Source organism: Methylobacterium tardum, assembly GCF_023546765.1.
GTDB lineage: Bacteria > Pseudomonadota > Alphaproteobacteria > Rhizobiales > Beijerinckiaceae > Methylobacterium > Methylobacterium tardum.
The window spans coordinates 2579179-2600734 of record NZ_CP097484.1 but is presented as its reverse complement, the minus strand read 5'-3'; the positions used below and the strand labels follow the sequence as shown (position 1 = coordinate 2600734).

19 protein-coding genes and 2 pseudogenes are annotated in these 21556 nt (G+C 70.8%); 5 read left to right on the top strand and 16 right to left on the bottom strand.

Annotated features, from left to right (window positions below; translation table 11 throughout):
* The first annotated feature begins 3 nt into the window (after positions 1–3).
* Together M6G65_RS12330 and M6G65_RS12325 are read left to right on the top strand one after the other, a co-directional pair.
* On the top strand, positions 4–1398 hold the full coding sequence (locus tag M6G65_RS12330; protein ID WP_238195574.1) for an amidase: 1395 nt from the start codon (positions 4–6) through the stop codon (positions 1396–1398).
* Between the two features lie 254 nt (positions 1399–1652).
* On the top strand, positions 1653–2042 hold the full coding sequence (locus tag M6G65_RS12325; RefSeq protein ID WP_238195575.1) for a hypothetical protein: 390 nt from the start codon (positions 1653–1655) through the stop codon (positions 2040–2042).
* A 6-nt stretch (positions 2043–2048) separates the two neighbouring features.
* Here M6G65_RS12325 and M6G65_RS12320 read toward each other — a convergent pair.
* The 4 genes and pseudogenes from M6G65_RS12320 to M6G65_RS12305 form a co-directional block, all read right to left on the bottom strand.
* Positions 2049–2410: pseudogene (locus M6G65_RS12320) on the bottom strand (SpoIIAA family protein).
* 175 nt (positions 2411–2585) lie between these two features.
* Entirely contained in the window at positions 2586–4790 is a 2205-nt protein-coding gene (locus tag M6G65_RS12315) for a primosomal protein N' (RefSeq protein WP_250103988.1), read from the bottom strand.
* Positions 4791–4854: 64 nt separating this feature from the next.
* Positions 4855–6023, bottom strand: a pseudogene (locus M6G65_RS33975) (MFS transporter).
* A gap of 339 nt (positions 6024–6362) precedes the next feature.
* Complete coding sequence (locus M6G65_RS12305) at positions 6363–7349, bottom strand: extensin-like domain-containing protein (RefSeq protein ID WP_238195619.1); 987 nt, start codon at positions 7347–7349, stop codon at positions 6363–6365.
* 111 nt (positions 7350–7460) lie between these two features.
* Between M6G65_RS12305 and M6G65_RS12300 the strand changes: the two genes are divergently transcribed.
* The gene (locus M6G65_RS12300) at positions 7461–8693 is read left to right on the top strand and encodes an amidase (protein ID WP_238195579.1); all 1233 of its coding nucleotides are present in this window, start codon (positions 7461–7463) and stop codon (positions 8691–8693) included.
* 128 nt (positions 8694–8821) lie between these two features.
* Here the strand turns inward: M6G65_RS12300 and M6G65_RS12295 are convergent, their stop codons facing one another.
* Complete coding sequence (locus M6G65_RS12295; protein WP_373323694.1) at positions 8822–9970, bottom strand: AI-2E family transporter; 1149 nt, start codon at positions 9968–9970, stop codon at positions 8822–8824.
* A 163-nt stretch (positions 9971–10133) separates the two neighbouring features.
* Between M6G65_RS12295 and M6G65_RS12290 the strand changes: the two genes are divergently transcribed.
* Positions 10134–10283 (top strand): hypothetical protein, encoded by a 150-nt coding sequence (locus tag M6G65_RS12290; protein WP_192708839.1) that lies wholly within the window; start codon positions 10134–10136, stop codon positions 10281–10283.
* A gap of 6 nt (positions 10284–10289) precedes the next feature.
* Here M6G65_RS12290 and M6G65_RS12285 read toward each other — a convergent pair whose 3' ends face one another.
* Entirely contained in the window at positions 10290–10757 is a 468-nt protein-coding gene (locus M6G65_RS12285) for a molybdenum cofactor biosynthesis protein MoaE (RefSeq protein WP_238195581.1), read from the bottom strand.
* A gap of 201 nt (positions 10758–10958) precedes the next feature.
* On the opposite strand from M6G65_RS12285, the gene M6G65_RS12280 reads away from it, so the two are divergent.
* Positions 10959–11978, top strand: a complete 1020-nt coding sequence (locus tag M6G65_RS12280) for a gamma carbonic anhydrase family protein (RefSeq protein ID WP_238195620.1) — start codon at positions 10959–10961, stop codon at positions 11976–11978.
* Between the two features lie 33 nt (positions 11979–12011).
* On the opposite strand, the gene M6G65_RS12275 is transcribed toward M6G65_RS12280, so the two are convergent.
* From M6G65_RS12275 to M6G65_RS12230, 10 genes are all read right to left on the bottom strand, one after another.
* On the bottom strand, positions 12012–12740 hold the full coding sequence (locus M6G65_RS12275) for an amino acid ABC transporter ATP-binding protein (RefSeq protein ID WP_250104238.1): 729 nt from the start codon (positions 12738–12740) through the stop codon (positions 12012–12014).
* 152 nt (positions 12741–12892) lie between these two features.
* The gene (locus M6G65_RS12270) at positions 12893–13585 is read right to left on the bottom strand and encodes an amino acid ABC transporter permease (RefSeq protein ID WP_250103987.1); all 693 of its coding nucleotides are present in this window, start codon (positions 13583–13585) and stop codon (positions 12893–12895) included.
* A 56-nt stretch (positions 13586–13641) separates the two neighbouring features.
* Positions 13642–14364: an amino acid ABC transporter permease gene (locus M6G65_RS12265; RefSeq protein WP_238195583.1), complete on the bottom strand. Its 723-nt coding sequence runs from the start codon at positions 14362–14364 to the stop codon at positions 13642–13644.
* 89 nt (positions 14365–14453) lie between these two features.
* Positions 14454–15377, bottom strand: a complete 924-nt coding sequence (locus M6G65_RS12260; RefSeq protein ID WP_250103986.1) for an amino acid ABC transporter substrate-binding protein — start codon at positions 15375–15377, stop codon at positions 14454–14456.
* A 589-nt stretch (positions 15378–15966) separates the two neighbouring features.
* Positions 15967–17088: a branched-chain amino acid ABC transporter substrate-binding protein gene (locus M6G65_RS12255; RefSeq protein WP_238195585.1), complete on the bottom strand. Its 1122-nt coding sequence runs from the start codon at positions 17086–17088 to the stop codon at positions 15967–15969.
* A gap of 49 nt (positions 17089–17137) precedes the next feature.
* A complete protein-coding gene (locus M6G65_RS12250; protein WP_238195622.1) occupies positions 17138–17506 on the bottom strand; it encodes a DUF6867 family protein in 369 nt (122 codons plus the stop codon).
* A gap of 5 nt (positions 17507–17511) precedes the next feature.
* Positions 17512–18231: an ABC transporter ATP-binding protein gene (locus M6G65_RS12245; RefSeq protein WP_250103985.1), complete on the bottom strand. Its 720-nt coding sequence runs from the start codon at positions 18229–18231 to the stop codon at positions 17512–17514.
* A gap of 73 nt (positions 18232–18304) precedes the next feature.
* Positions 18305–19213, bottom strand: coding sequence for an ABC transporter ATP-binding protein (locus tag M6G65_RS12240; protein WP_250103984.1), 909 nt, complete (start codon positions 19211–19213; stop codon positions 18305–18307).
* The gene (gene livM / locus M6G65_RS12235; protein ID WP_250103983.1) at positions 19191–20585 is read right to left on the bottom strand and encodes a high-affinity branched-chain amino acid ABC transporter permease LivM; all 1395 of its coding nucleotides are present in this window, start codon (positions 20583–20585) and stop codon (positions 19191–19193) included. Before livM ends, M6G65_RS12240 begins: the two co-directional genes overlap by 23 nt.
* Positions 20585–21502, bottom strand: a complete 918-nt coding sequence (locus M6G65_RS12230) for a branched-chain amino acid ABC transporter permease (protein ID WP_012319217.1) — start codon at positions 21500–21502, stop codon at positions 20585–20587. The genes livM and M6G65_RS12230 overlap by 1 nt, the downstream gene beginning before the upstream one ends.
* Positions 21503–21556: the final 54 nt, after the last annotated feature.

Here is a 21556-nt window from a genome sequence, read left to right as displayed (position 1 = left end):
CCGATGCCCGATATCGATCCCATCCACGCCTCCGCGGCCGAGCTCGGCCAAGCAATCCGGTCGCGCAGCCTCTCGCCGGTCGACGCGGTCGACGCGCTGCTCAGCCGGGTTGAACAGCTGGAACCGAAGCTCCAGGCCTTCACGGAAGTCTTCGGCGCCGATGCGCGCCTCGCCGCCGAAGGCGCCGACCGGGCGATCCGGTCGGGCCACGCGGTGGGACCGCTTCACGGCGTCCCGGTGGTGCTCAAGGACCTGATCGACCTGGACGGCCGGATCACCATGGGCGGCTCCGCCGCCCACCGGGCGCGCCGGGCCGAGCGCACGGCCACGATCGCCCGGCGGCTGATCGGCCAGGGCATGATCGTCCTCGGCAAGACCCACACGGTGGAGTTCGCCTACGGTGGCTGGGGCACCAACCAGCATCTCGGAACGCCCTGGAACCCCTGGGATTTCGAGACGCCGCGCACGCCCGGCGGGTCGAGCAGCGGCACCGGCGTCGCGGTCGCGGCCCGGATGGCGCCCTGGGGCATCGGCACCGATACCGGCGGCTCGGTGCGCCTGCCCTCGGCCTTCTGCGGGCTGACGGGCCTCAAGGTGACGGTCGGGCGCGTCTCGACCTGGGGGATCGTGCCGCTCTCGACCACCCTGGACTCGCCCGGTCCGCTGGCCCGCACCGTGGAGGACGCCGCACTCCTCTACGAGGCGATCTCCGGACCCGATCCCCTCGATCCGTCTACCCGCGGCATCCAGCCGGACGCGCCTTGGGCGACGCTCAACCGCGGCGTGCGCGGCCTGCGGCTCGGGCGCATGCCGGCGGCCGAGCGGGAGGGCGTCGCCGCCGATATGCTGGCCGCCTACGACGCGGCTCTGGAGATCCTGGCCGCACAGGGGGCCGAGATCGTCGATGTCGCGCTGCCGTTCCGGTTCAGCGACTGCGTGGCGATGAGCGGCATCACCAATGCCGAGGCCTATTTCGTCAACGGCGCGCTGGCCGAGGATCCGGCCGCGCAGCTCGGTGACGCCGTCCGGGCCCGGATCCTGGCCGGCGCCAAGGTCTCGGCGCAGGAATACCTCGGCACGCTCCACCGCCGCGCCGCGATGAAGCTGCACTACGCGGCCGCCCTGGACGGGATCGACGCCCTGCTGACGCCGACGACCGAATGCGCGGCCGTGGCTCTGTCCGAGGTCGACGAGGCGCATCTGCCGTCCCGTTTCACCCGGTTCGGCAACCTGCTCGATCTCTGCGCCCTGGCTCTGCCGGACGGCTTCACCGCCTCCGGCCTGCCGCTCTCGCTCCAGATCGTCTGCCGGGGCTACGACGAGGCCATGGCCCTGCGGATCGGGCAGGCCTACCAGCGCGCGACCGACTGGCACCTGCGCCGGCCGCCGGTGGGATAGGGCCGGCCGCGCTTCAGATGAGAAGCCGGGGCGCGGTGGAAGAACGTCCGGCTTCCGAGATCAAGTCCCAGCATCGGCCGACGCGAGCTTGACTATTCATCGCGTCATCGCGCCGGCCGATGCCAGTCGTCATCGAACCGCTCGCGGTCATACTCTCGCCGTTTCTTTCGTTCAGGCTCGCGTCATCCTTCATCAACGAGACTGACCACGCGCGCTGCACGAGGCGGCGCGCACAACGTCGAGAGTTTTCCCGCATGATCAAGCTGACCGCGGTCGCGGCCCTCGCCGCCGGCCTGACCCTTCCGACATGCCTGCCCGCCAGCGCGGAGCCGAGCACGCATAACGGGCGTTGGTCGGTGGAGCTGGTGACGGAAAGCGGCCTGTGCAGCGCCCGGTACACCTACGCGCTCGCCATCCGCGAGGGGCAGGTGCAGCTCATCTCGGGCGGCGCGGGCGCCCGGGTGAACGGGCATGTCGGCGCCGACGGCAGCGTCGGGCTGACCGTCAGCAACGGGACGGCGAGCGGCACCGGGACCGGGCGGCTCCAGTCCGGCAGCGGCGCGGGCACCTGGAAGGTGTCGTCGCTCTGCTCCGGCCACTGGACCGCGTGGCGCAGCGATACCCGCACCGCGCAGGCCGATTGACGGCGCTCAGGCCGCCGCGGCGAGCCGGTGCGCGCCTCGTCGAGGCGGGCGCGCTCGAACACCTTGATCTGAGTCGGCGAGACGAAGTTGAACGTCTCGGCAAGTGCCTTCAGCCACGGTGCGTCCGTCACCAGGGCGACGTGGCTGACGCTCTTCATCATCGAGAAGCCGACGCGGGGGTCCTTGAAGAAGGCCGCCGGCTCCATGCCCTCGAAGGCGCGGATATCCTCCAGCAGCTTGATCTTGCCGCCCTTGTCGAGGTCGGCCTTCATGGCGGTCATCGCCGCGTTCATCTCCTCGTCGGTGATCTTCCCGTCGACCACGATCTCGGCGACATTGGAATCCGGCGTCTTGGTGTAGGTCAGCACTGATCGCTCCTCCGGGAACCGCCCGCGTCCCGTCGCCGGTCTCCGGCCAGGGTCCGCCGCCCGTGGCAAGAGCCATACCCGATCGCGCCGCGATCGGACACGGCTCTGAACCCCTGCTCTCATACTTCCGGCGGGCGATCCGGATTCGGCTTCGCCGGGAAGCCCGCGAAGTCTCCTACAAAAAGCTCTGCGGGTCGACATCGATGGCGACCCGGACGTTGCCGCGCACCTTCGGGCCGCGGGCGATCCAGGCGCGCAGGTAGCCTTGCAGGTCGACGTTGCGCTCGGTCTTCACCAGCAGCCGGAACCGGTATCGCCCGCGCACCAGGGCCAGCGGCGCCTCGGCGGGCCCCAGGACCATCACGCCCTCGGGCGGCTCGGCGGCGCGGGCCAGCGCCTGCCCGTGCGCCTCCGCCACCTCGCGCTCGCTGGCCGAGACGATCAGCGCCGCGAGCCGCCCGAACGGCGGCAGGCCGGCCGCCTCGCGGGCCTCGATCTCCTCGGCGTAGAAGCGCTCGGCGTCGCCCGACAGCAGGGCCGCGATCACCGGATGGTCCGGCTGGTAGGTCTGGACGAGGGCCCGGCCGGGCTTCTCGCCGCGACCGGCGCGGCCGGTCACCTGCTGGAGCAGTTGGAAGGTCCGCTCCGCCGCCCGCGGGTCGCCCGAGGTCAGGCCGATATCGGCGTCGAGCACGCCGACCAGGGTCAGGAACGGGAAATTGTGGCCCTTCGCCACGAGCTGCGTGCCGATGACGACATCGCATTCCCCGGCCGCCACCGCGTCGAGTTCCTGCCGCAGGCGCTCGGCGCCGCCGGGAAAGTCGCTCGACAGCACGACGACGCGCCGGTCCGGAAACAGCGCAGCGGCTTCCTCGGCGATCCGCTCGACGCCCGGCCCGCAGGCGGTGAGGTTGTCGAAGGTACCGCACTCGGTGCAGGCCTCCGGCCGGCGCTCAGCGTAGCCGCACTGGTGGCAGACGAGCGCCCGGCGGAACCGGTGCTCCACCAGCCAGGTCGAGCAGTTCTTGCACTGGTAGCGGTGCCCGCAGGCCCGGCACAGGGTCAGCGGCGCGTAGCCCCGCCGGTTGAGGAACAGCAGCGCCTGCTCGCCACGCTCCAGGGTGTGCTTCACGGCGCTGACCAGCGGCGGGCTCAGGAAGCGGCCGCGCTCGGGCTGGTCGAGGCGCATGTCGATGGCGGCGATGTCGGGCAGCCGCCGTCCGCCGAATCGCTCGGGCAGCCGCACGTGCCGGTAGCGCCCCCGGGCAGCATTGACCCGGGTCTCGATGGCGGGCGTCGCCGAGGTCAGCACCACCGGGCAGCCCTCCAGCCGCCCGCGCACCACCGCCATGTCGCGGGCGTGATAGTGGACGCCGTCCTCCTGCTTGTAGGCGGTCTCGTGCTCCTCATCGACCACGATCAGGCCGAGGCTGGCGAAGGGCAGGAACAGGGCCGAGCGCGCGCCCACCACCACGAGTGCCTCGCCCTCGGCCACCGCGGCCCGCAGGCGCTCGCGCCGCTTGCCGCCGATCCCGGAATGCCACGCCGCCGGCCGCACCCCGAACCGGGCCGCGAACCGGTCAAGGAACTGCGCCGTCAGGGCGATCTCCGGCATCAGGATCAGCGCCTGCCGGCCCGCCCGGATGCAGGCGGCGACCGCCTCGAAATAGACCTCGGTCTTGCCGGAGCCGGTGACGCCCTCCAGCAGGACCGGCCTGAGGTCGGTTTCCGCGGGCTCGGCGCGATCTGCGGACAGGGACGGCGGCCAGGGGAACGGTTCGATGAGGGCCGCCACGGCCTCGGCCTGGGCTGGGGAGAGCGGCGTCCGCGGGGAGTCGGGGTCGGGCGGCGGCGCGACCGGCTCGGGCTCCACGGCCACGGTCTCCAGGACGCCGTCATCGATGAGGCCGTCGACCACAGAGAGCGAGACGCCCGCCTCCTTGGCCAGCGCGCTCTTCCCGCGCAGGGCGCCATCCACGGCGACGGCCAGCACCTTGGTCCGGGCCGGCGTGGGCCGGGACGGGGGCTTGTCGGTGATCCGCACGGCGACCCGGACGGTCTCGGCGGCGGCCGCCTCGTCGGGCAGGCGCAGCACCATGGCGAGCGCCGAGCCCTTCGGCGCCAGCGTGTAGCGGGCGATCCAGTCGGCGAGGCTGCGCAGCGGCTCCGAGAGCGGCGGGTAGGGCAGGCGGCCGGTCACCGGGCGCAGGTTCGAGCCGCCGGCGGTCTCGGCCAGCCCCCAGACGACCCCGACGATCTCGCGCGGACCCAGCGGGACCTGGACGACGTCGCCGGCGGCAAGCTCCAGCCCGGCCGGGACCACGTAGCTGTAGGGCGTATCGAGGGCCAGCGGGATCAGGATCTCGGCGACGATGGGCATGCAGGGCTTTTCGGGCGGCTCCGTTCCGGGTCCGTACCACAGGCTCGGGAAAAGAACCCCCGCCTCAGCGACGCCGCAACCCGGGGACCAGCGGCAGCGCGGCGAGGCTCAGGGCGGCCATCGCCCAGAAGGCCCGGCCGCCGAAGGATCCGTAGAGCGCCCCGGAGGCAAGGGTCGCCAGCACGCCCGACAGGCCGAGGCCGAAGGTGCCGTAGAGCGCGAGCGCGGTCGCGCGCAGGTGGGACGGCGTCGACTCCTCGATCAGGCCGAGGCAGGCGAGGTGCAGCAGCGCGAAGCTCAAGCCGTGCAGCGCTTCCGCGGCGGCCAGCCACGGCACGGCGACGGTCGAGCCCAGCACCGCCCAGCGCAGCGCGCCGGCGCAGGCCGCCACCGCGACGCCGGCCGGGAGTCCGATCCGCGCCAGCAGGAGCGGCCCGACCAACAGGAAGACCAGCACCTCGGCCGCCACCGACACCGACCAGAGCAGGCCGGCCGTGCCGGCCCCGATCCCGGACGCGCGCCACAGGATCATGGCGAAGCCGTCATGCAGGGCGTGGGCGCCGATCACCAGGGCGGCCGCCAGCACGGTCCGGCGGAAGCGCGGGCGCCGGACCAGGTCGGCGAAGCCGCGCAGGGGCGGCCGGGTCTCGGCCGGCGCGGCCGAAACCGCCGGCAGGGCCAGCGCCGCCGCGGCGGCGGCCAGGAACAGGATTCCGCTCGCCGCCAGGGCGGCGGCGAGATCCACGATCCCGATCAGCCAGCCCGCGGCGCCGGTCCCGACGATGAAGGCGGCCGAGCCGGCGGCGCGGACCCAGCCGTACTGGAACGCGGTCCCGCCCGCCGCGCGGCGGCGAGCGCGAGCGCGTCGGCCAGCGGCGCCGGGGCGGCCGTCCCCGCCGCGTAGAGGAGGGCCGGGCCGATCAGCTGGGCGAACCCGGTGCCCGGGAGATGGGCCAGGGTGGCCAGGCCCGCCAGCGCGAGGCTCGCCGCCAGGATCGGACGGCCCGCGCCGCGCCGGTCCGCGACCGACCCGGCCAGCGGGCCGATCACGAGGCGCAGGGCGCCCGCGGCGGCGAGCAGGACGCCGATCGCGCCGGGATCCAGGCCGCGCGCCGCCAGGAACGCCGGAAGGATCGGCGACAGGCCGCCATAGGCTCCGTAGAGCGCCGCGTACAGGAGCAGGAAGCGGGCAAGTCCGCCGCGCCGTCCCGCCCAGTTCACCCCCGCCCGCATGCGCGGAGCGTAGCATTGCGGGGCCCGTGGGCGTCAGTGTCTCGAGATCCTTCTGCGTCCTTCAGGGCCGTTCCCGATCACGTGGGGATGGCCGACGGCAGGAAACTGGTTGCTGGAGCCCGGTCGCATCACCCCTCCGCGACCTCATCCTGAGGTGCGGCGAAGCCGCCTCGAAGGAGGGCTCCAGCCAGCCGCGCGATCCCTGGAGGCCTCCTTCGAGGCCTCCGCTGCGCTCCGTCACCTCAGGATGAGGGCGGAGATGGGACAGACGCTCCTTATCGCAGCCCGCCAGCATGCGTCCCGCTCGCGAAGCAAGGCGCAACCCGGACGGACGCGGCCCTAGTAGATCGGCCCGTTGCTCGGCGGCGCGCCGAGCTGGAGCGGCTCGTCGGACACCTCCTCGGGTTCCTCGGGGGCGACGGTCGCGACCCGCGGCGCCGGCCGGGCCGGGGGCGCCGCGGTGTAGGCCGAGGCCGCCGGCAGGCGCGCCGGGGCGCGGGCGACCTGGGTCGGGCTCGCGGCCCGCGACATCGGCGAGACGCCGTACGGATCGTCCTCCTCGACATCCACGGGCGCCTGCGGGGCGGCCGGCTGGCGCGGGGGCGGGACCGGACGGGACAAGGGCCGCTCGACGCCGGTGCCGAGCTGCGGCGTGAACTTGATCAGCGGCTGGCAGATCCGCTTCAGCCCGCGCGGGTCGTGCCGGGCGAGGTCCACGTGAATGTGATCGTAGTGAAAGACGTTCGAGCCGGGCGCCAGCACCGTGGTGAAGCGCTGGCAGGCGCCGAGGAAAATCTCGCGCAGGAAGCCCTGCTCGGCTTCCGTGCCGCGCCAGCCACCCTTGACGGTGATCACGTGACCGTCGGCGAGCTTGATCGACATCACGTCTATGGCATTGCCGAAGCCGTGCTCGGAGAGCTTGGCGCCGGGCTGGTTGTTGCGGCCGCGGCAGGAATAGGAGCCGGCGTTGATCTCGGCCACGGGCACGCCGAAATAGAGGTTGGCGGCCGGCTGGATCGTATCGGCGAGCCACGCCTCGGCCTCGGCCAGCGCCGGGCAGCCGAGCGTCATCCGCTGCTTCAACACCACGGAACCGCCGGCGAGCCGCGTCACCCGGAAGGGCTGCTGCATCCCGCAGGGTCCCGGACCGTCCATCGCCGCAATGGGCGTGATGAACTCCGACGGCTCGACGAGCTTCTTTGCCAGGCAGACCTGCTCCGCCTGATCGCGCCACGGGTCGCGTCGCTCGAAACGGTTGATCGAGCACGCGGTGAGGCCCGCGCCGAACAGCGCCAGGGCCGAGAACAGGGATACGCCACGCCACATGACACGGACGATGCGCACTTTCGCGTAAAGCGTTCGTCAACGGCGTTTTTGGAATGACGCGGCCTGTGGCGGCTCGGTTGACAGCGCGCCGGACCGCGGACTGAATGCATTATGCTTTCGCTCCTCGACCTTCGCGCCCGCATCGCAGCCGGCACCCTGACGCCCGCGGGCGCGATCGACCTGTGTCGCGCCGCGATCGCCGCGCGGGAGCCGGACCTGCACGCCCTGGTCACACTCGATCCGGCGCCCGCGATCCCGGAGGCCGGCCCCCTCGCCGGCATCGCGGTCGGCGTGAAGGACATCATCGACAGCGCCGGCCTGCCGAGCCAGATGGGCTCGTCGATCTACGCGGGCTGGACGCCCCGGGGCGATGCCGCCGTGGTCAGCCGGCTGAAGCGGCTCGGCGCGGTGGCGCTCGCCAAGACGACCACCACGGCCTTCGCCAGCAGCGATCCGACCGAGACGGTCAACCCGCACGATCCCGGCCACACGCCGGGCGGCTCCTCGGCGGGTTCGGCCGCCGCCGTCGGGGCCGGGATGCTGCCCCTGGCGCTGGGCACGCAGACGGCGGGCTCGGTGATCCGCCCGGCGAGCTATTGCGGCTGCGCGGCGGTGAAGCCGTCGTTCCGGCTGATCCCGACCGTCGGGGTGAAGACCTATTCCTGGGCGCTCGACACGGTCGGCCTGTTCGCCGCCGGGGTCGCGGACGTCGCCCACGCCCTGGCGCTGGTGACCGGCCGGCCGGAGATCGAGGGCGCCGAGGCCGGCTCGGCGCCCCGCATCGGTCTCGTACGCCAGGACTTCGCCGAAGCCCCTGAGCCCGCCGCCGAGGCCGCGCTGGCGCGGGCTCGGCAGGCGGCCGAGCGGGCGGGCGCGCGGGTCACGGACCTCGCGCTGCCGGCGGAGCTGGCGCAGGCCTGGGAGCGCCACCGGATCATCCAGAACTACGAGGGCCGGCTGGCGCTCGCCTGGGAGTACGACACCCAGGCCGACGCGCTGCCGCCGCGGGTTCGGGAGCATCTCGATGCGGGCGAGGCGTTCAGCCCCGCCCAGTACGACGATGCCCGTCGCCACGCCCATCGCGCCCGGCGGGTGCTCAAGAGCCTGTTCGCGGATTACGACGCGATCCTGACCTTCTCGGCCCCTGGCCCGGCGCCCGCGACGCTCGCCTTCACCGGCGATCCCCGCTTCAACCAGCTGTGGACGCTGATGGGCGTGCCGTGCGTGAACGTGCCGGTGCCGGGCCATCGGCTGCCGGTGGGCGTGCAAGTGATCGGCCGGTTCGGCGACGACGGCCGGGCCCTGGCGGTCGCCCGCATGATCGAGGACGCCCTGCGCGGCTGACCGGCCGCGCCCGTCATTCCGGGGCCGCGAAGCGGAGCCCGGAATCCAGACGCACGGGTGGTTCGCGCCGTGATCCGTCAGCGGCTCTGGGTTCCGGGCTCGCCTGCGGCGCCCCGGAACGACGGCGCTCAGCTGCTCGGCTGCTCGTGGAGGGTGTCCTCCACGTAGAGCTGCTCCAGCAGGACCTTGATCACCGCCATCAGCGGCAGGGCGAGGGCGATCCCCCACAGGCCGAAGATCACGCCCAGGATCAGCTGCCCGGCGAAGATCGTCGCCGGCGGGATGTCCAGCGCCCGCTTCTGGATGAACGGCGTCAGGCCGTAGCTCTCCAGGCACTGCACGGCGAGGTATACGCCCACGGCGCCGATCACCGCCTTGGTACCCGAGGCGAGGGCGGCGAGCACGATCACGATGCCCGCCACCAAGGGCCCGACCGTGGGCACGAAGGCGAGCAGGCCCGCCTGCAGCCCCAGGATCAGCGCCCCGCCGATCCCCAGGAAGGCCAGACCCGCCCAGGTGCACACGAAGATCACCGCCATGATGATCAGCTGGCCGAACAGCCAGTGCCGCAAGGTCTCGCCGGCCCCGTCGAGGACCTGCGTCGCCCGCCAGCGCCCCTGCGGCGGCACGAACCGGACCGCCCCGTCGCGGTAGGCCTTCGGATCGGCCGCGAAGGCGAGCCCGAGGAAGGCGATCACCAGGACGTTGCCCAAAGCGTCGAACAGCCCGAGGATCACCGTGGCCGCCGGGCCCAGGACGCTGCCCGCGTCGGAGACGAACGAGCTGCCGCCCTTGAGCAAACCGTTGGCGAGGCCGCCGAGGCCACCCTCGCGCTGGCCGGATTCCGTCGAGCCGTCCTTGCCGCCGCCCTGCTGCGACAGGTTCGGGACGTCGATGCCGCGCTCGGCGAGCCAGCCGGTCACCGTGCCGGCCTGATCCTTGATCGTCGTGCCGAGGTCGCGCCCCTGCTGCACGATCGTGGCGCCGCCGTAGCTGGCGAAGCCGATTACCGCGACCGCGACCGCGAGGCTGGCGATGGTCAGCCGCGCGCCCCGGGGCAGGGGCAGGACGCGGCCGAGCCCGCGCGTCAGGCCGTCGAGGAAGACCCCGAGGAGCACGCCGGCGAAGATCAGCAGGAGCGTGCCCACCGACATCCAGGCGAGCGCCAGCGCCGCCACGAAGCAGACGACCGCGATGCCCGACACGGCGAGCGGCGCCGCGCCGCGCCAGGGCCCGACCGGGCCCTCGAAATCCTGAATCTTTCCGTCTGACATCATCGCTCCTGCGCCGCGGGCTCACGAACGCCGCGGACCCGCCGGGGTCAAGTGCGGTCGGCGCGCGGCCTGTGCGCAGAGGCGGCGGGACCGGACGGCCCGTCGCGCGTTGTCCGCCCGCGTGACGGCCGGCCCGATGGGGGTTGGTCCCTCAGGAGAGCCCGACATGAGCAGCCCGTACGGCGAGACCCCGACCCGCTCCCTCGGCCCCGGCCGCACCGTCGATAACGGCGACCAGCTCAGCAGCGTGATCATCCTGGGTATCGCGGTCGCCGGCGCGGCCGTGGCCGTGCTGCTGAACGCCCTGATCGTGTAGGCCGCCTCAGCCCCACCGGCCGGCCGCCGCGTCGTCCTGGGCGGTCGCCGCGACCCAGCTGCCGGTGGTGCCGTCGGCCAAGTGCTCGCGCTTCCAGAACGGGGCGCGGGTCTTGAGGTAGTCCATCAGGAAGTCCGCCGCCTCGAAGGCGGCGACCCGGTGGCTGGAGGCGGTGACCACCAGCACGATCCCGTCGCCCGGGCGCACCCGCCCGTGCCGGTGGATCACCCGCAGGGCCTGGAGCGGCCAGCGCGCCACGGCTTCCTCGGCGACCCGGAGGATCTCCGCCTCGGCCATGCCGGGATAATGCTCCAGTTCGAGCGCCGCCAAGCGCCCGTCCTCGTCCCGGCACAGGCCCGTGAAGGTCACGACGGCGCCGGCGCGGCCGCCAAGTTCGGCACCGATCCGGGCGATCTCGGCCGCGGTGTCGAAGGGCTCGGCCTGGATGTCGATGCTCGGAACGGTCGCGCTCATGGTGCGATCCATAGGTTTTCGCGGCTTTGTGGGCCAGCCCCGCGCCTGTCACGCCGGGCCGTGCCCCTATATGACACGGTCTGCCGCGCCCTGCCGCCCCGCAGGACGCCGTCCCATGCGGTCCCCGCGTGTCCGGCGCGTCGTGCGCGGTTGTCCGGATCACCGCGCGTGATCCGGCCGGCGGTGGAGAAGGATATCCGTGTGACTCCCGACCTGATCCTGCCCTACGACGGCGTCCAGCCCGATTTCGCCAGCCGACCCGTCTGGTGCGGCCGCGGCAGCACGGTGATCGGCGCGGCCCGGATCGGCGCGCAGGCCTGGATCGGCGACGAGGCGGTGATCCGGGCCGACGGGCAGAGCGTCGTCCTGGGGGACCGCTTCTGGCTCGGCCACCGCTCGACCGTCCACATCGCCACCTTCGCGCAGGGGACGCAGGTCGGCGACCGGGTGACGGTCGGGCGCAACAGCGTCGTGCATGCCTGCACGGTCGGCTCCGACGTGGTGATCGAGGACGACGTGGTGATCCTCGACGGCGCGATGATCGGCGACGGGACGGTGATCGAGGCGGGATCGACCGTCTTCCCGCGGGCGAACCTAGCCGGCGGCCACGCCTATGCCGGCAGCCCCGCGCGGCAGAGCCGGCCGGTGGGGCCGGACGAGGTTGCCGAGCGCGCCGAGCGGCTGCGCGAGCGGATGGGCGACGGTCCCACGCTCCCGGCCGGAGAGGCGCCGGAAATCGAGGCCAGCGTGTTCGTGGCGCGCACCGCCCATCTGCGCGGGCGCGTCAGCCTGGGGGCGGGCACGAGCGTGCTGTTCTGCTGCGATCTCAACGCCGAGGTCGGGCCGATCGTGGTCGGCGCCGACACCAACATCCAGGACAACACGGTGATCCGCACCCGGGGCGAGGGCGTCGTGATCGGGCGGGACACGACGATCGCCCACAATGTCCGCATGGCCGATTGCCGGATCGGCGCGCGCTCCCTGATCGGCATCGGCGCGAGCATCACGTCCGGCACCCTGATCGCCGACGACGTCATGCTGGCGGCCGGCGCCACCACCGATCCCGGCCAGATCCTGGAGGCCGGCTATCTCTGGGGCGGCCGCCCCGCGCGGATCCTCGCGCCCCTCGATGCCGAGAAGCGCGCGATGATGATCCGCATCGTCGAGGGCTATTGCCAGCACGGCCGGGAATACCGGGCCGCGCAGGAGGCGCTGACCTAGCACCCGGCCGTCTTCGGCCCCCCACCCGCACCCTCAGTGCTGCAGGATCTTCGACAGGAAGGTCTGGGCCCGCTCGGAGCGCGGGCTGCCGAAGAACTCGTCCTTCCGGGCGTCCTCGACGATCTCGCCGCGATCCATGAAGATCACCCGGTCGGCGACCTTGCGGGCGAAGCCCATCTCGTGGGTCACGACCATCATGGTCATGCCCTCCTTGGCGAGTTCCACCATCACGTCGAGCACTTCCCCGACCATCTCGGGGTCGAGCGCCGAGGTCGGCTCGCCGAACAGCATCACCACCGGGTTCATGGCCAGCGCCCGGGCGATCGCCACGCGCTGCTGCTGGCCGCCCGAGAGCTGGCCCGGGAACTTATTCGCGTGGGCGCCGAGGCCGACCCGGGCGAGCAGGTCGAGGCCGCGCTTCTTCGCGTCCTCGGCGCCGCGGCCCAGAACCTTGCGCTGGGCGATGGTGAGGTTCTCGGTGATCGACAGGTGCGGGAACAGCTCGAAGTGCTGGAACACCATGCCGACCCGGGAGCGGAGCTTCGGCAGGTTGGTCGCCTTGTCGGCGACCTTGGTGCCCGCCACCGTGATCTGGCCCTTCTGGAACGGCTCCAGGGCGTTGACGCACTTGATCAGGGTCGACTTGCCGGAGCCCGACGGGCCGCAGACGACCACGACCTCGCCCTTGGCGACCTTCGTGGTGCAGTTGGTCAGCACCTGGAAGTCGCCGTACCATTTGCTGATGTTGTCGATGGCGATCATCGTCTCGCCGGGCTCCGCGACGGGCGCGCCGGAGATCAGACTGCCGGACTGCAGGCCGGCATCCTTCGGCGCGTGGGCCGCATCGGCGACGGGTTCGGCGGCGGTGGGGGCCGGCATCGGGGACGAGGTCATGACACGGTCTCCAGTGTCGGTCAGCGGATGATGGCCACGCGGCGCTGCAGGCGGCGCACCAGGAACGAGGCCGAGAAGCAGATCGCAAAATAGACCACGGCCGCGAAGATATACATCTCGACGAGACGGCCGTCGCGCTGGGCCACCTTCGAGGCGGCGCCCATGAAGTCTGTGAGCGACAGGACGTAGACCAAGGACGTGTCCTGGAACAGCACGATTGTCTGGGTCAGCAGCAGCGGCAGCATGTTGCGGAAGGCCTGGGGCAGGACGACGTTGCCCATGGTCTGCCAGTAGTTCATCCCCAGCGCCTGCGCGGCGGCGGTCTGCCCCTTCGGGATCGACTGGATGCCCGCCCGCATGATCTCCGAGAAGTAGGCGGCCTCGAAGGCCATGAAGGTGATCAGCGCCGACGGGAAGGCGCCCACCTGGATCGGCGTCGCCGATCCGGTCACGTAGGCGCCGATATACGGCACTAGGAAGTAGAACCAGAAGATCACCAGCACGAGCGGCAGCGAGCGGCACAGCTCGACATAGCCCTTGGCGAGATGGCTGACGCCGGGAATGCCCGAGAGCCGCGCCATCGCCAGAAGCGTGCCGATGATCACGCCGCCCAAGGCCGCCATGGCAGTGAGCGTCACGGTGAAGACCATGCCCTGACCGAACAGGTAGGGCAGGGACGAGACGATGACGGAGAAATCGAAATTCGAGAGCATCGGGGCCTGTTACCGGTGGCCGTCGGGCGGGGTGGCGGGGCGGAAGCGGGCGGCCGTCAGCGCTGGCCGGGGATCGCCACCGCCTTCTCCAGGAAGGTCGCCGCCGTGACGACCACGAGGTTGATGATCACGTAGAGGATCGTCGCCGCCGTGAACGCCTCGAACACCTGGAAGGAGAATTCCTGCATCGAGCGCGCGCGGGCGGTCAGCTCGAGAAGGCCGATGGTCAGCGCCACCGACGTGTTCTTCAGGTTGTTGAGGAATTCCGAGGTCATCGGCGGCAGGATGATCCGGTAGGCGTTGGGCAGCAGGACGTAGCGGTAGGTCTGGTAGGTCGTGAAGCCCATGGCGGTGCCGGCCATGCGCTGGCCTCGCGGCAGCGACTGGATGCCGGCGCGGACCTGCTCGGCGACGCGCGAGGCGGTGAAGAACCCGAGGCAGACCACCGCCGTGTAGAACGGCGCGTCGGGCAGCTGCTTGATCGCGTCGCCGATCCGGGTCGGGATCACTTCGGGCAGCACGAAGTACCAGAGGAACATCTGCACCAGCAGCGGCACGTTGCGGAACAGTTCCACGTAGGCGGTGCCGATGGCGTTCGCGGGCTTCGACGGCAGGGTCCGCAGCACGCCGATCAGGGACCCTAAGAAGAACGCGATCACCCAGGAGCAGAGCGCGGTCGTGATCGTCCACATGAGCCCCGAGAGCAGCATGTCGAGATACGTGCCGTTGCCCTCCGGCGAGGCGTCGAAGAAGATCCGCCAGTTCCAGTTGTAGTTCATCGCGCCGCTTCTACTGTGAACTTATAGAGACGCACCGCAGGCCGGAGCCCGCGGTGCGCATCATGGCATGAAAGCGTACCGAACGGATCTCAGTAGGCCGCCGGATCGGGGCTGGAGATCGGCGTCGTGAACTGCTTCTTCATCTCCGCGCTCATCGGCAGGTTGAGGTTGATGTTGCGCGGCGGGATCGGCTTGGTGAACCACTTGTCGTAGAGGGCCTTGCCCTCGGCGCTCGTGTAGAGCTTGGCGGTGGCGTCGTCCGCGACCTTCTTGAACTCCGTGTCGTCCTTGCGCAGCATGATGCCGTAGGGCTCGGGCTTCGACAGGGCCTCGGTGGAGATCTCGTAGGCCGACGGGTCCTTCGGCGAGGCGGCGAGCGAGGCGAGCAGCACGTCGTCCATGACGAAGGCGGCGGCGCGGCCGGTCTCGACCATCAGGAACGCCTCGGCGTGGTCCTTGGCCGGCAGGATCGTCAGGCCGAGCTTCCGCTCCGTGTTGGCCTCGTTGATCTGCTTGATGTTCGTGGTGCCTGAGGTCGACACGACGGTCTTGCCCTTCAGGTCCTCGATCGTGTGCAGGTTGGCCGACTTCTTCGAGACGTAGCGGGTCGCGGTCAGGAAGTGCGAGTTGGTGAACCACACCTGCTTCTCGCGCTCGGCATTGTTGGTGGTCGAGCCGCACTCGAGGTCGATCGTGCCGTTCGCCATCAGCGGGATGCGGGTGGCGGAGGTGACCGGGTTCAGCTTCACCTCGAGATTCGGGAGGTTGAGCTTGGCCTTCACGGCGTCGGCGATCTTGAAGCAGATGTCCATCGCGTAGCCGACCGGCTTCTGGTCGGCACCGAGATACGAGAACGGCACGGACGCGTCGCGGTAGCCGATGACGATGGCGTTGGAATCCTTCACCTTCTTGAGGGTGCCGGTCAGCTCCTGCGCCTGCAGGCCCATCGGGGCCAGGGCGAAGGTCAGGCCCAGCGCCGCGGCAACGCCGCGGCGAGTGAAATCAGACTGCATCGGTACGGAACTCCTGGATCAGGCCGAACAGTGTCGGCTGGCGGCGGCGCACGCGGGCCCGCCCGCTCGGGCGACGCCTTTGCAATGATGGTGCCGGGAGACGGGTCGAGGGGCCGCGCGGCGCTGCGGCCGAGTACGGAGAGGGCGCGGCCAAGCTCGTGCGCACGTCCGCAGACGCGATCCCCGCCGTCCTCATGGCCTCCTCCCAGGCGTCGAGCCGGCCCATCGCCCACGCCGCCGGCATCATGCACACTTCTTAGGCGTACGCACGCGGTGTAGAGGACCGATCCGCCAACTTGGCTGACGAATCCACGGCATAGAAAACGACAGTGCCGCCCCGCACAGTCCTGCGAGGCGAAAACGGACTGAGACTTACAGAACGACAGCGCGCCGAGACTCACCGATCCCGGAACTTCACTTATCCGATTGGCGCGTGATCGGACCAAACGACCACCCCGTCATTCCGGGGCCGCGCAGCGGAACCCGGGATCCATGGCCGCCGGCGCGCAAGCCCTGGCGATGACGGCGGCTCTGGATTCCGGACCCGCCTGCGGCGTCCCGGAATGACGGTGGTCGCGGCCCGTGCGGCTTACTTCGTCAGCTCGTTGCCGCTGTAGTCGATCTTGCCGTCGGCGCCCTTCTTCCACTCGTACATGACGTAGTCGGGCCGGGTGATGTCGCCCTTCTTGTCGTAGGCGATCGGGCCGACCACCGTGTCCACCGGCTTGCCCTGGTGCAGCCACTCGGCGAGCTTCTTGCCGTCGCTGGAGCCGGTCTCGGCCATGGCCTTGGCCAGGACCTGAACGGCCGCGTACGAGTAGAGGGTGTAGCCCTCGGGATCGATGTTCTTGGCCTTGAAGGCGGCCAGCGCGCCCTTGGCGTTCGGGTTCTTGCGGGCGTCCGGCGGGAAGGTGGTCAGCGTGCCCTCGGCGGCCGGACCCGCGATCGCCACGAGCTCGCGGTCGACCATGCCGTCGCCGCCCATCATCGGCGCCTTCAGGCCCTGGTCGCGCATCTGGCGCAGGATCAGCCCGGCCTCGGTGTAGTAGCCGCCGAAATAGACGACATCGACGTTGGCCGACTTCAGCTTGGACACGAGCGCGGAATAATCCTTCTCGCCCGGGTTGATGCCCTCGTACATCGCCTCCTTGCCGCCCTTGGCCTTGAGGGCCTTCAGGGTCTCGTCGGCGAGACCCTTGCCGTAGGGGGTCTTGTCGTGGACGAAGGCGATCTTCTTGCCCTTGAAGTGCTCGGCCAGGTAGGTGCCGGCCACCGCGCCCTGCTGGTCGTCGCGACCGCAGGTGCGGAACGTGTTCCACATGCCGCGCTCGGTGAACTTCACGTTCGTGGAGGCGGGGGTGACCTGGATGATGCCGGCATCGAGATAGACGTCGGAGGCCGGGATCGAGACGCCGGAATTGTAGTCGCCGACGACCATCTTCACGCCTTCGCTGGCGAACTTGTTGGCGACCGACACGCCCTGCTTCGGGTCGGAGGCGTCGTCGCCGACCGTGACGGTGAGCGTCGTGCCCTTGAGGGTGCCGGCCTTGTTGAGGTCCTCGACCGCCTGGCTGGCGCCGTTCTTGAGCTGCGCGCCGATGGCGGCGCTGTTGCCGGTGATCGGCGCGGCGACGCCGAGCTTGACCTCGGCGGCCTGCGCGGCCGCCACCATCGCGCCGAGGGCGAGCCCCGCCAGCAGAATCGATCTCATCGCGTACTTCCCCTTAGTGTCAGGACCGCACGTGCGGATCCGGCCGCACTCATCGGACCTCGCCCGCCGCAGGCGCCCGTGCACGCCAGGTCAGCGGTGAGGTCTTCTCGTAGAGCCAGCGGTACTGGCTCGTCATCTGGCGCGTCCGCGTGTAGCGGAAGCCCGCCGCGCCGATGATCATGACGACGGCCGCGTCGACCGCATAGTAGTGCAGCGACAGCAGCGTGCCCGAAAACAGGGCGTAGTGGATGAAGCGCACGGCAGCCGCCACCAGGAGCAGCGCCAGGGCGCAGTGCCAGAACGGCCGCCAGCCCCGGGCGATGCCGCGGGCCGCCATCCAGCCGGCCCAGCCGCCCATCACGACGGTGACGAGCAGGAACAGCCAGGCCGACGGCTCCTCGTACAGGATCCCCTGCAACACGCTCATGCCCCGACCGGGCCGGCATGGCCCCCCTCCAGATAGGCGGCCTTGACGTTCGGATCGTCCAAGAGCGCGCGCCCGGTGCCGCTCATGGTCACCCGGCCGTTGACCAGCACGTAGCCGCGATGGGCGAGCTTCAGGGCGTGGTAGGCGTTCTGCTCCACGAGGAAGATCGTCATGCCATCGGTCCGGTTCAGCTCGCGGATCGCGTCGAAGATGCCCTTCACCACCAGCGGCGCGAGGCCGAGCGACGGCTCGTCGAGGAGCAGCAGCCGCGGACGGCTCATCAGCGCCCGGGCGATGGCCAGCATCTGCTGCTCGCCGCCCGACATGGTGCCGGCGCGCTGGTTCAGGCGCTCCTTCACCCGCGGGAACAGGACGCAGACCTTCTCCAGATCCTCGGCGAAGAAGCGCCCGTCGTGGAGCGCGGCGCCCATCTGGAGATTTTCGTAGACGCTCATGCGCGGGAAGACCCGGCGGCCCTCCGGCGACTGGGCGATGCCGAGCCGGGCGATGGCGTGGGTCGGCAGCCGGGTGATGTCCCGCCCGTCGTAGGTGATCGTCCCCGAGCGCGCTTGGGGGCTGCCGAAGATCGTCATCATCAGGGTCGACTTGCCGGCGCCGTTGGCGCCGATCAGCGTGACGATCTCGCCCTCGGCGACGTCGAGATCGACCCCGCGCAGGGCCGCGACGCTGCCGTAATAGGTCGAGACGTCGCGCACCGCGAGGAGCGGGGCTTGCCCCCCGCCTGGATCGCCCGGGTCTCCTCGACCAGGACGTTGATGCCGGCGACGCTCATGCCGGGGCTCCCGTCTGGGCGTCGGCGTGCGGCACGGTGATCCCGACCTCGGCCTCCACGGCCTCGACCTCCTCGTCCTCGACGCCGAGATAGGCGGCGATCACCTTCGGGTCGGCCCGGACCTCGGCGGGGGATCCGTCGGCGATCTTCACGCCGTAATCGAGCACGACCACGTGGTCGGAGATCTCCATCACCACCGACATGTCGTGCTCGATCAGCAGCACCGAGGTGTCGTGTTCGTCGCGGATGTGGCGCAGGAGGCCGTTCAGCTCGGCCGATTCCCGCGGATTGAGGCCGGCGGCCGGCTCGTCGAGGCAGAGCAGCACCGGGTCGGTGCACATCGCCCGGGCGATCTCCAGGCGCCTTTGCGCGCCGTAGGGCAGGGCGCCGGCCGGGTCGTCGGCGCGCCTCATCAGGTCGATCCGCTCGAGCCACGCCTTGGCGCGTTCGATCGCGGCTCCTTGCGCGTCCCGGTAGGTCTTGAGGCCGAGGAGCCCCAGGATCGTGTAGCCCGAGGCCCGCATCAGCGGCGCGTGCTGCGCGACCAGCAGGTTCTCCAGCACGGTCATGCCCTGGAACAGGCGGATGTTCTGGAAGGTCCGGGCCACCCGGGCGGTGCGGTTGACCTTGTGGTTAGGCAGCCGCTCCAGCAGGTGCGTGGTGCCATCCGTATGCGACAGCGTCAGCATGCCCTCGGTCGGCTTGTAGAAGCCGGTGATGCAGTTGAACACCGTGGTCTTGCCGGCCCCGTTCGGGCCGATCAGCGCGGTGATGTCGCCGCGGCGCGCCTCGAACGACAGGTCGGACACGGCGGTCAGGCCGCCGAACCGCATGGTCAGGTGCTCGACCGCGAGCACCGGCGGGGCGAGGATGACGTCGCCATCAGCCGTGCCCCTCGCTGACATGGGCGCCCGAGACGGCGCGACGCTCGCCCAGCGACACCGAGGGCAACCGCACCGAGATCAGCCCGCGCGGGCGCCAGACCATCATGGCCACCATGGCGAGGCCGAACAGGAGCAGGCGGTACTCGCTCGGGTCGAAACCCTCGCCGAACACGGCCTTCAGGAAGCCGAGGTTGCGCAGCATCTCCGGCCCGCCGACCATCGCCACCGCGGCGATCGCAACGCCGACCTGGCTGCCCATGCCGCCGAGCACCACGATCGCCAGGATGATGGCGCTCTCCAGGAAGTTGAAGCTCTCCGGGCTGATGAAGCCCTGGCGCACGGCGAAGAACGAGCCGGCCACGCCCCCGAAGGCCGCGCCGAGCGCGAAGGCCGTGAGCTTCGTGGCTGTGGTGTCGATGCCGAGCGAGCGGCACGCAATCTCGTCCTCGCGCAGGGCCTCCCAGGCGCGGCCGATCGGCAGGCGGCGCAGGCGCAGGGTGACGAAGTTGGTGATGAGGGCGAGCGCGAGGATCAGGTAATAGAGAAACACGAGCCGGTGCATCGAGTCGTACGGGATGCCGAAGGTGGCCGCGAAGCCGTCATCGCCGGCGGTGAACGGGATCCCGAAGAAGGTCGCCCGGGGGATCGGCGAGATGCCGGCGCCGCCGCCGGTCACGTCGGTCCAGTTGATCAGGACGAGGCGGATGATCTCGCCGAAGGCCAGCGTCACGATGGCGAGGTAGTCGCCGCGCAGGCGCAGGACCGGGAAGCCGAGGATCATCCCCCACAGGCCGGCGAACAGGCCGGCCAGCGGCAGGCAGATCCAGAACGACAGGCCGAAGGTGGTCGACAGCAGCGCGTAGGAATAGGCGCCGACCGCGTAGAAGGCGACGTAGCCGAGATCGAGCAGGCCCGCGAGACCGACCACGATGTTCAGGCCCCAGCCGAGCATCACGTAGGTGAGGATCAGGATGCCGAGGTCGATCCAGTAGCGGGCCGAGGACAGGTCGCCGGTGGCGAGCGCCGCGAGAATCGGCAGGGTCAGGGCGATGATGATGAAGCTGTAGAGCCCGACCTTCGAGGTCTTCTGGCCGGCGTCGGGCTCGCCGTGAACCGCCTCGGTGGCCTGGACCGGGGAGGGGGTCAGCGCCCGCCGGGCGTCCCGGCGCAGGAGCACGAGCCGCTGCACGATGCGGGCGACGAAGATCGCCAGGCAGAGCGCCGCAACCAGACCCCAGCGCGGCACGAGCACCAGCTCGCTCCCCGGCCCGGGATCGGTGCGGTAGGCGATGATCGGCACGCAGAGGCCGAAAGTGACGAGGGCGTAGAGGGCGGCGTCGCGCAGGATGCCGGCCATCGCGGAGCCCGGGAGCGCAGTCTGGGAACCGGCCATCAGACTTTCTCGACCTCGGGCCGGCCCAGGATGCCCGAGGGCATGAAGATCAGCACGATCGCCAGGATCGAGAAGGCGGCGACGTCCTTGTACTCGATGGAGAAGTAGGCGGACCAGAAGGTCTCGATCAGCCCGATGATCAGGCCGCCGAGCACGGCGCCCGGCAGGGAGCCGATGCCGCCGAGCACCGCGGCGGTGAACGCCTTCACGCCGGGCACGAACCCGTCGGAGAAGGACACGACGCCGTAATACATGAGGTAGAGGACCCCCGCGACCGCGGCCAGCGCGGCGCCGAGCACGAAGGTCAGCGAGATCGTGCGGTCGACGTCGATGCCGAGCAAAGCCGCCATCTTGCGGTCCTGCTCGCAGGCGCGCTGCGCCCGCCCGAAGGGCGTGCGCTGCACGAGGTACCAGAAGCCGGTGAGCAGCACGGCGGTGACCGCCATGATCAGCACCTGCTTCCAGGCCAGGAACACCGCGTAGCCGTCCCGCTCGAACAGGGTGATGCCGCCCGACAGCATCGGCGGCGTCGGCTTGTTGCGGGCGCCCTGAACGACCTGCACGAAGTTCGACAGGAAGATCGAGACGCCGATCGCCGAGATCAGCGGCGCCAGCCGGAACGAGCCGCGCAGCGGCCGGTAGGCCACCCGCTCGATCGCCCAGCCCCACAGGGCGGTGAGCGCCATGGCGACCACCAGCACCACCAGGAAGGCCAGCGCGATGGAGCTGACGCCGAGCCAGACAGTCAAAAGCAGGAAGGTGATCAGCGCGATGAAGCAGGAGACCATGAAGACGTCGCCGTGGGCGAAGTTCACCATGCCGATGATGCCGAACACCATGGTGTAGCCGATGGCGATCAGGCCGTAGATCGAACCGAGCGTCAGCCCGTTGATCAACTGCTGTACGAAAACGTCCATGGACTCCCGCGCGCGCTCGTTTTTTGTGCTGCCCGCGCCGAGCGCGGGCGGATC

What these genes read in the sequence shown, in the direction of transcription:
- M6G65_RS12330 (WP_238195574.1), top strand. Translation starts at nt 4, where the DNA reads ATGCCCGATATCGATCCCATCCACGCCTCCGCGGCCGAGCTCGGCCAA.
- M6G65_RS12325 (WP_238195575.1), top strand. Translation starts at nt 1,653, where the DNA reads ATGATCAAGCTGACCGCGGTCGCGGCCCTCGCCGCCGGCCTGACCCTT.
- M6G65_RS12315 (WP_250103988.1), bottom strand. Translation starts at nt 4,790, where the DNA reads ATGCCCATCGTCGCCGAGATCCTGATCCCGCTGGCCCTCGATACGCCC.
- M6G65_RS12305 (WP_238195619.1), bottom strand. Translation starts at nt 7,349, where the DNA reads ATGTGGCGTGGCGTATCCCTGTTCTCGGCCCTGGCGCTGTTCGGCGCG.
- M6G65_RS12300 (WP_238195579.1), top strand. Translation starts at nt 7,461, where the DNA reads ATGCTTTCGCTCCTCGACCTTCGCGCCCGCATCGCAGCCGGCACCCTG.
- M6G65_RS12295 (WP_373323694.1), bottom strand. Translation starts at nt 9,970, where the DNA reads ATGATGTCAGACGGAAAGATTCAGGATTTCGAGGGCCCGGTCGGGCCC.
- M6G65_RS12290 (WP_192708839.1), top strand. Translation starts at nt 10,134, where the DNA reads ATGAGCAGCCCGTACGGCGAGACCCCGACCCGCTCCCTCGGCCCCGGC.
- M6G65_RS12285 (WP_238195581.1), bottom strand. Translation starts at nt 10,757, where the DNA reads ATGAGCGCGACCGTTCCGAGCATCGACATCCAGGCCGAGCCCTTCGAC.
- M6G65_RS12275 (WP_250104238.1), bottom strand. Translation starts at nt 12,740, where the DNA reads ATGATCGCCATCGACAACATCAGCAAATGGTACGGCGACTTCCAGGTG.
- M6G65_RS12270 (WP_250103987.1), bottom strand. Translation starts at nt 13,585, where the DNA reads ATGCTCTCGAATTTCGATTTCTCCGTCATCGTCTCGTCCCTGCCCTAC.
- M6G65_RS12265 (WP_238195583.1), bottom strand. Translation starts at nt 14,364, where the DNA reads ATGAACTACAACTGGAACTGGCGGATCTTCTTCGACGCCTCGCCGGAG.
- M6G65_RS12260 (WP_250103986.1), bottom strand. Translation starts at nt 15,377, where the DNA reads ATGCAGTCTGATTTCACTCGCCGCGGCGTTGCCGCGGCGCTGGGCCTG.
- M6G65_RS12255 (WP_238195585.1), bottom strand. Translation starts at nt 17,088, where the DNA reads ATGAGATCGATTCTGCTGGCGGGGCTCGCCCTCGGCGCGATGGTGGCG.
- M6G65_RS12240 (WP_250103984.1), bottom strand. Translation starts at nt 19,213, where the DNA reads ATGTCAGCGAGGGGCACGGCTGATGGCGACGTCATCCTCGCCCCGCCG.
- livM (WP_250103983.1), bottom strand. Translation starts at nt 20,585, where the DNA reads ATGGCCGGTTCCCAGACTGCGCTCCCGGGCTCCGCGATGGCCGGCATC.
- M6G65_RS12230 (WP_012319217.1), bottom strand. Translation starts at nt 21,502, where the DNA reads ATGGACGTTTTCGTACAGCAGTTGATCAACGGGCTGACGCTCGGTTCG.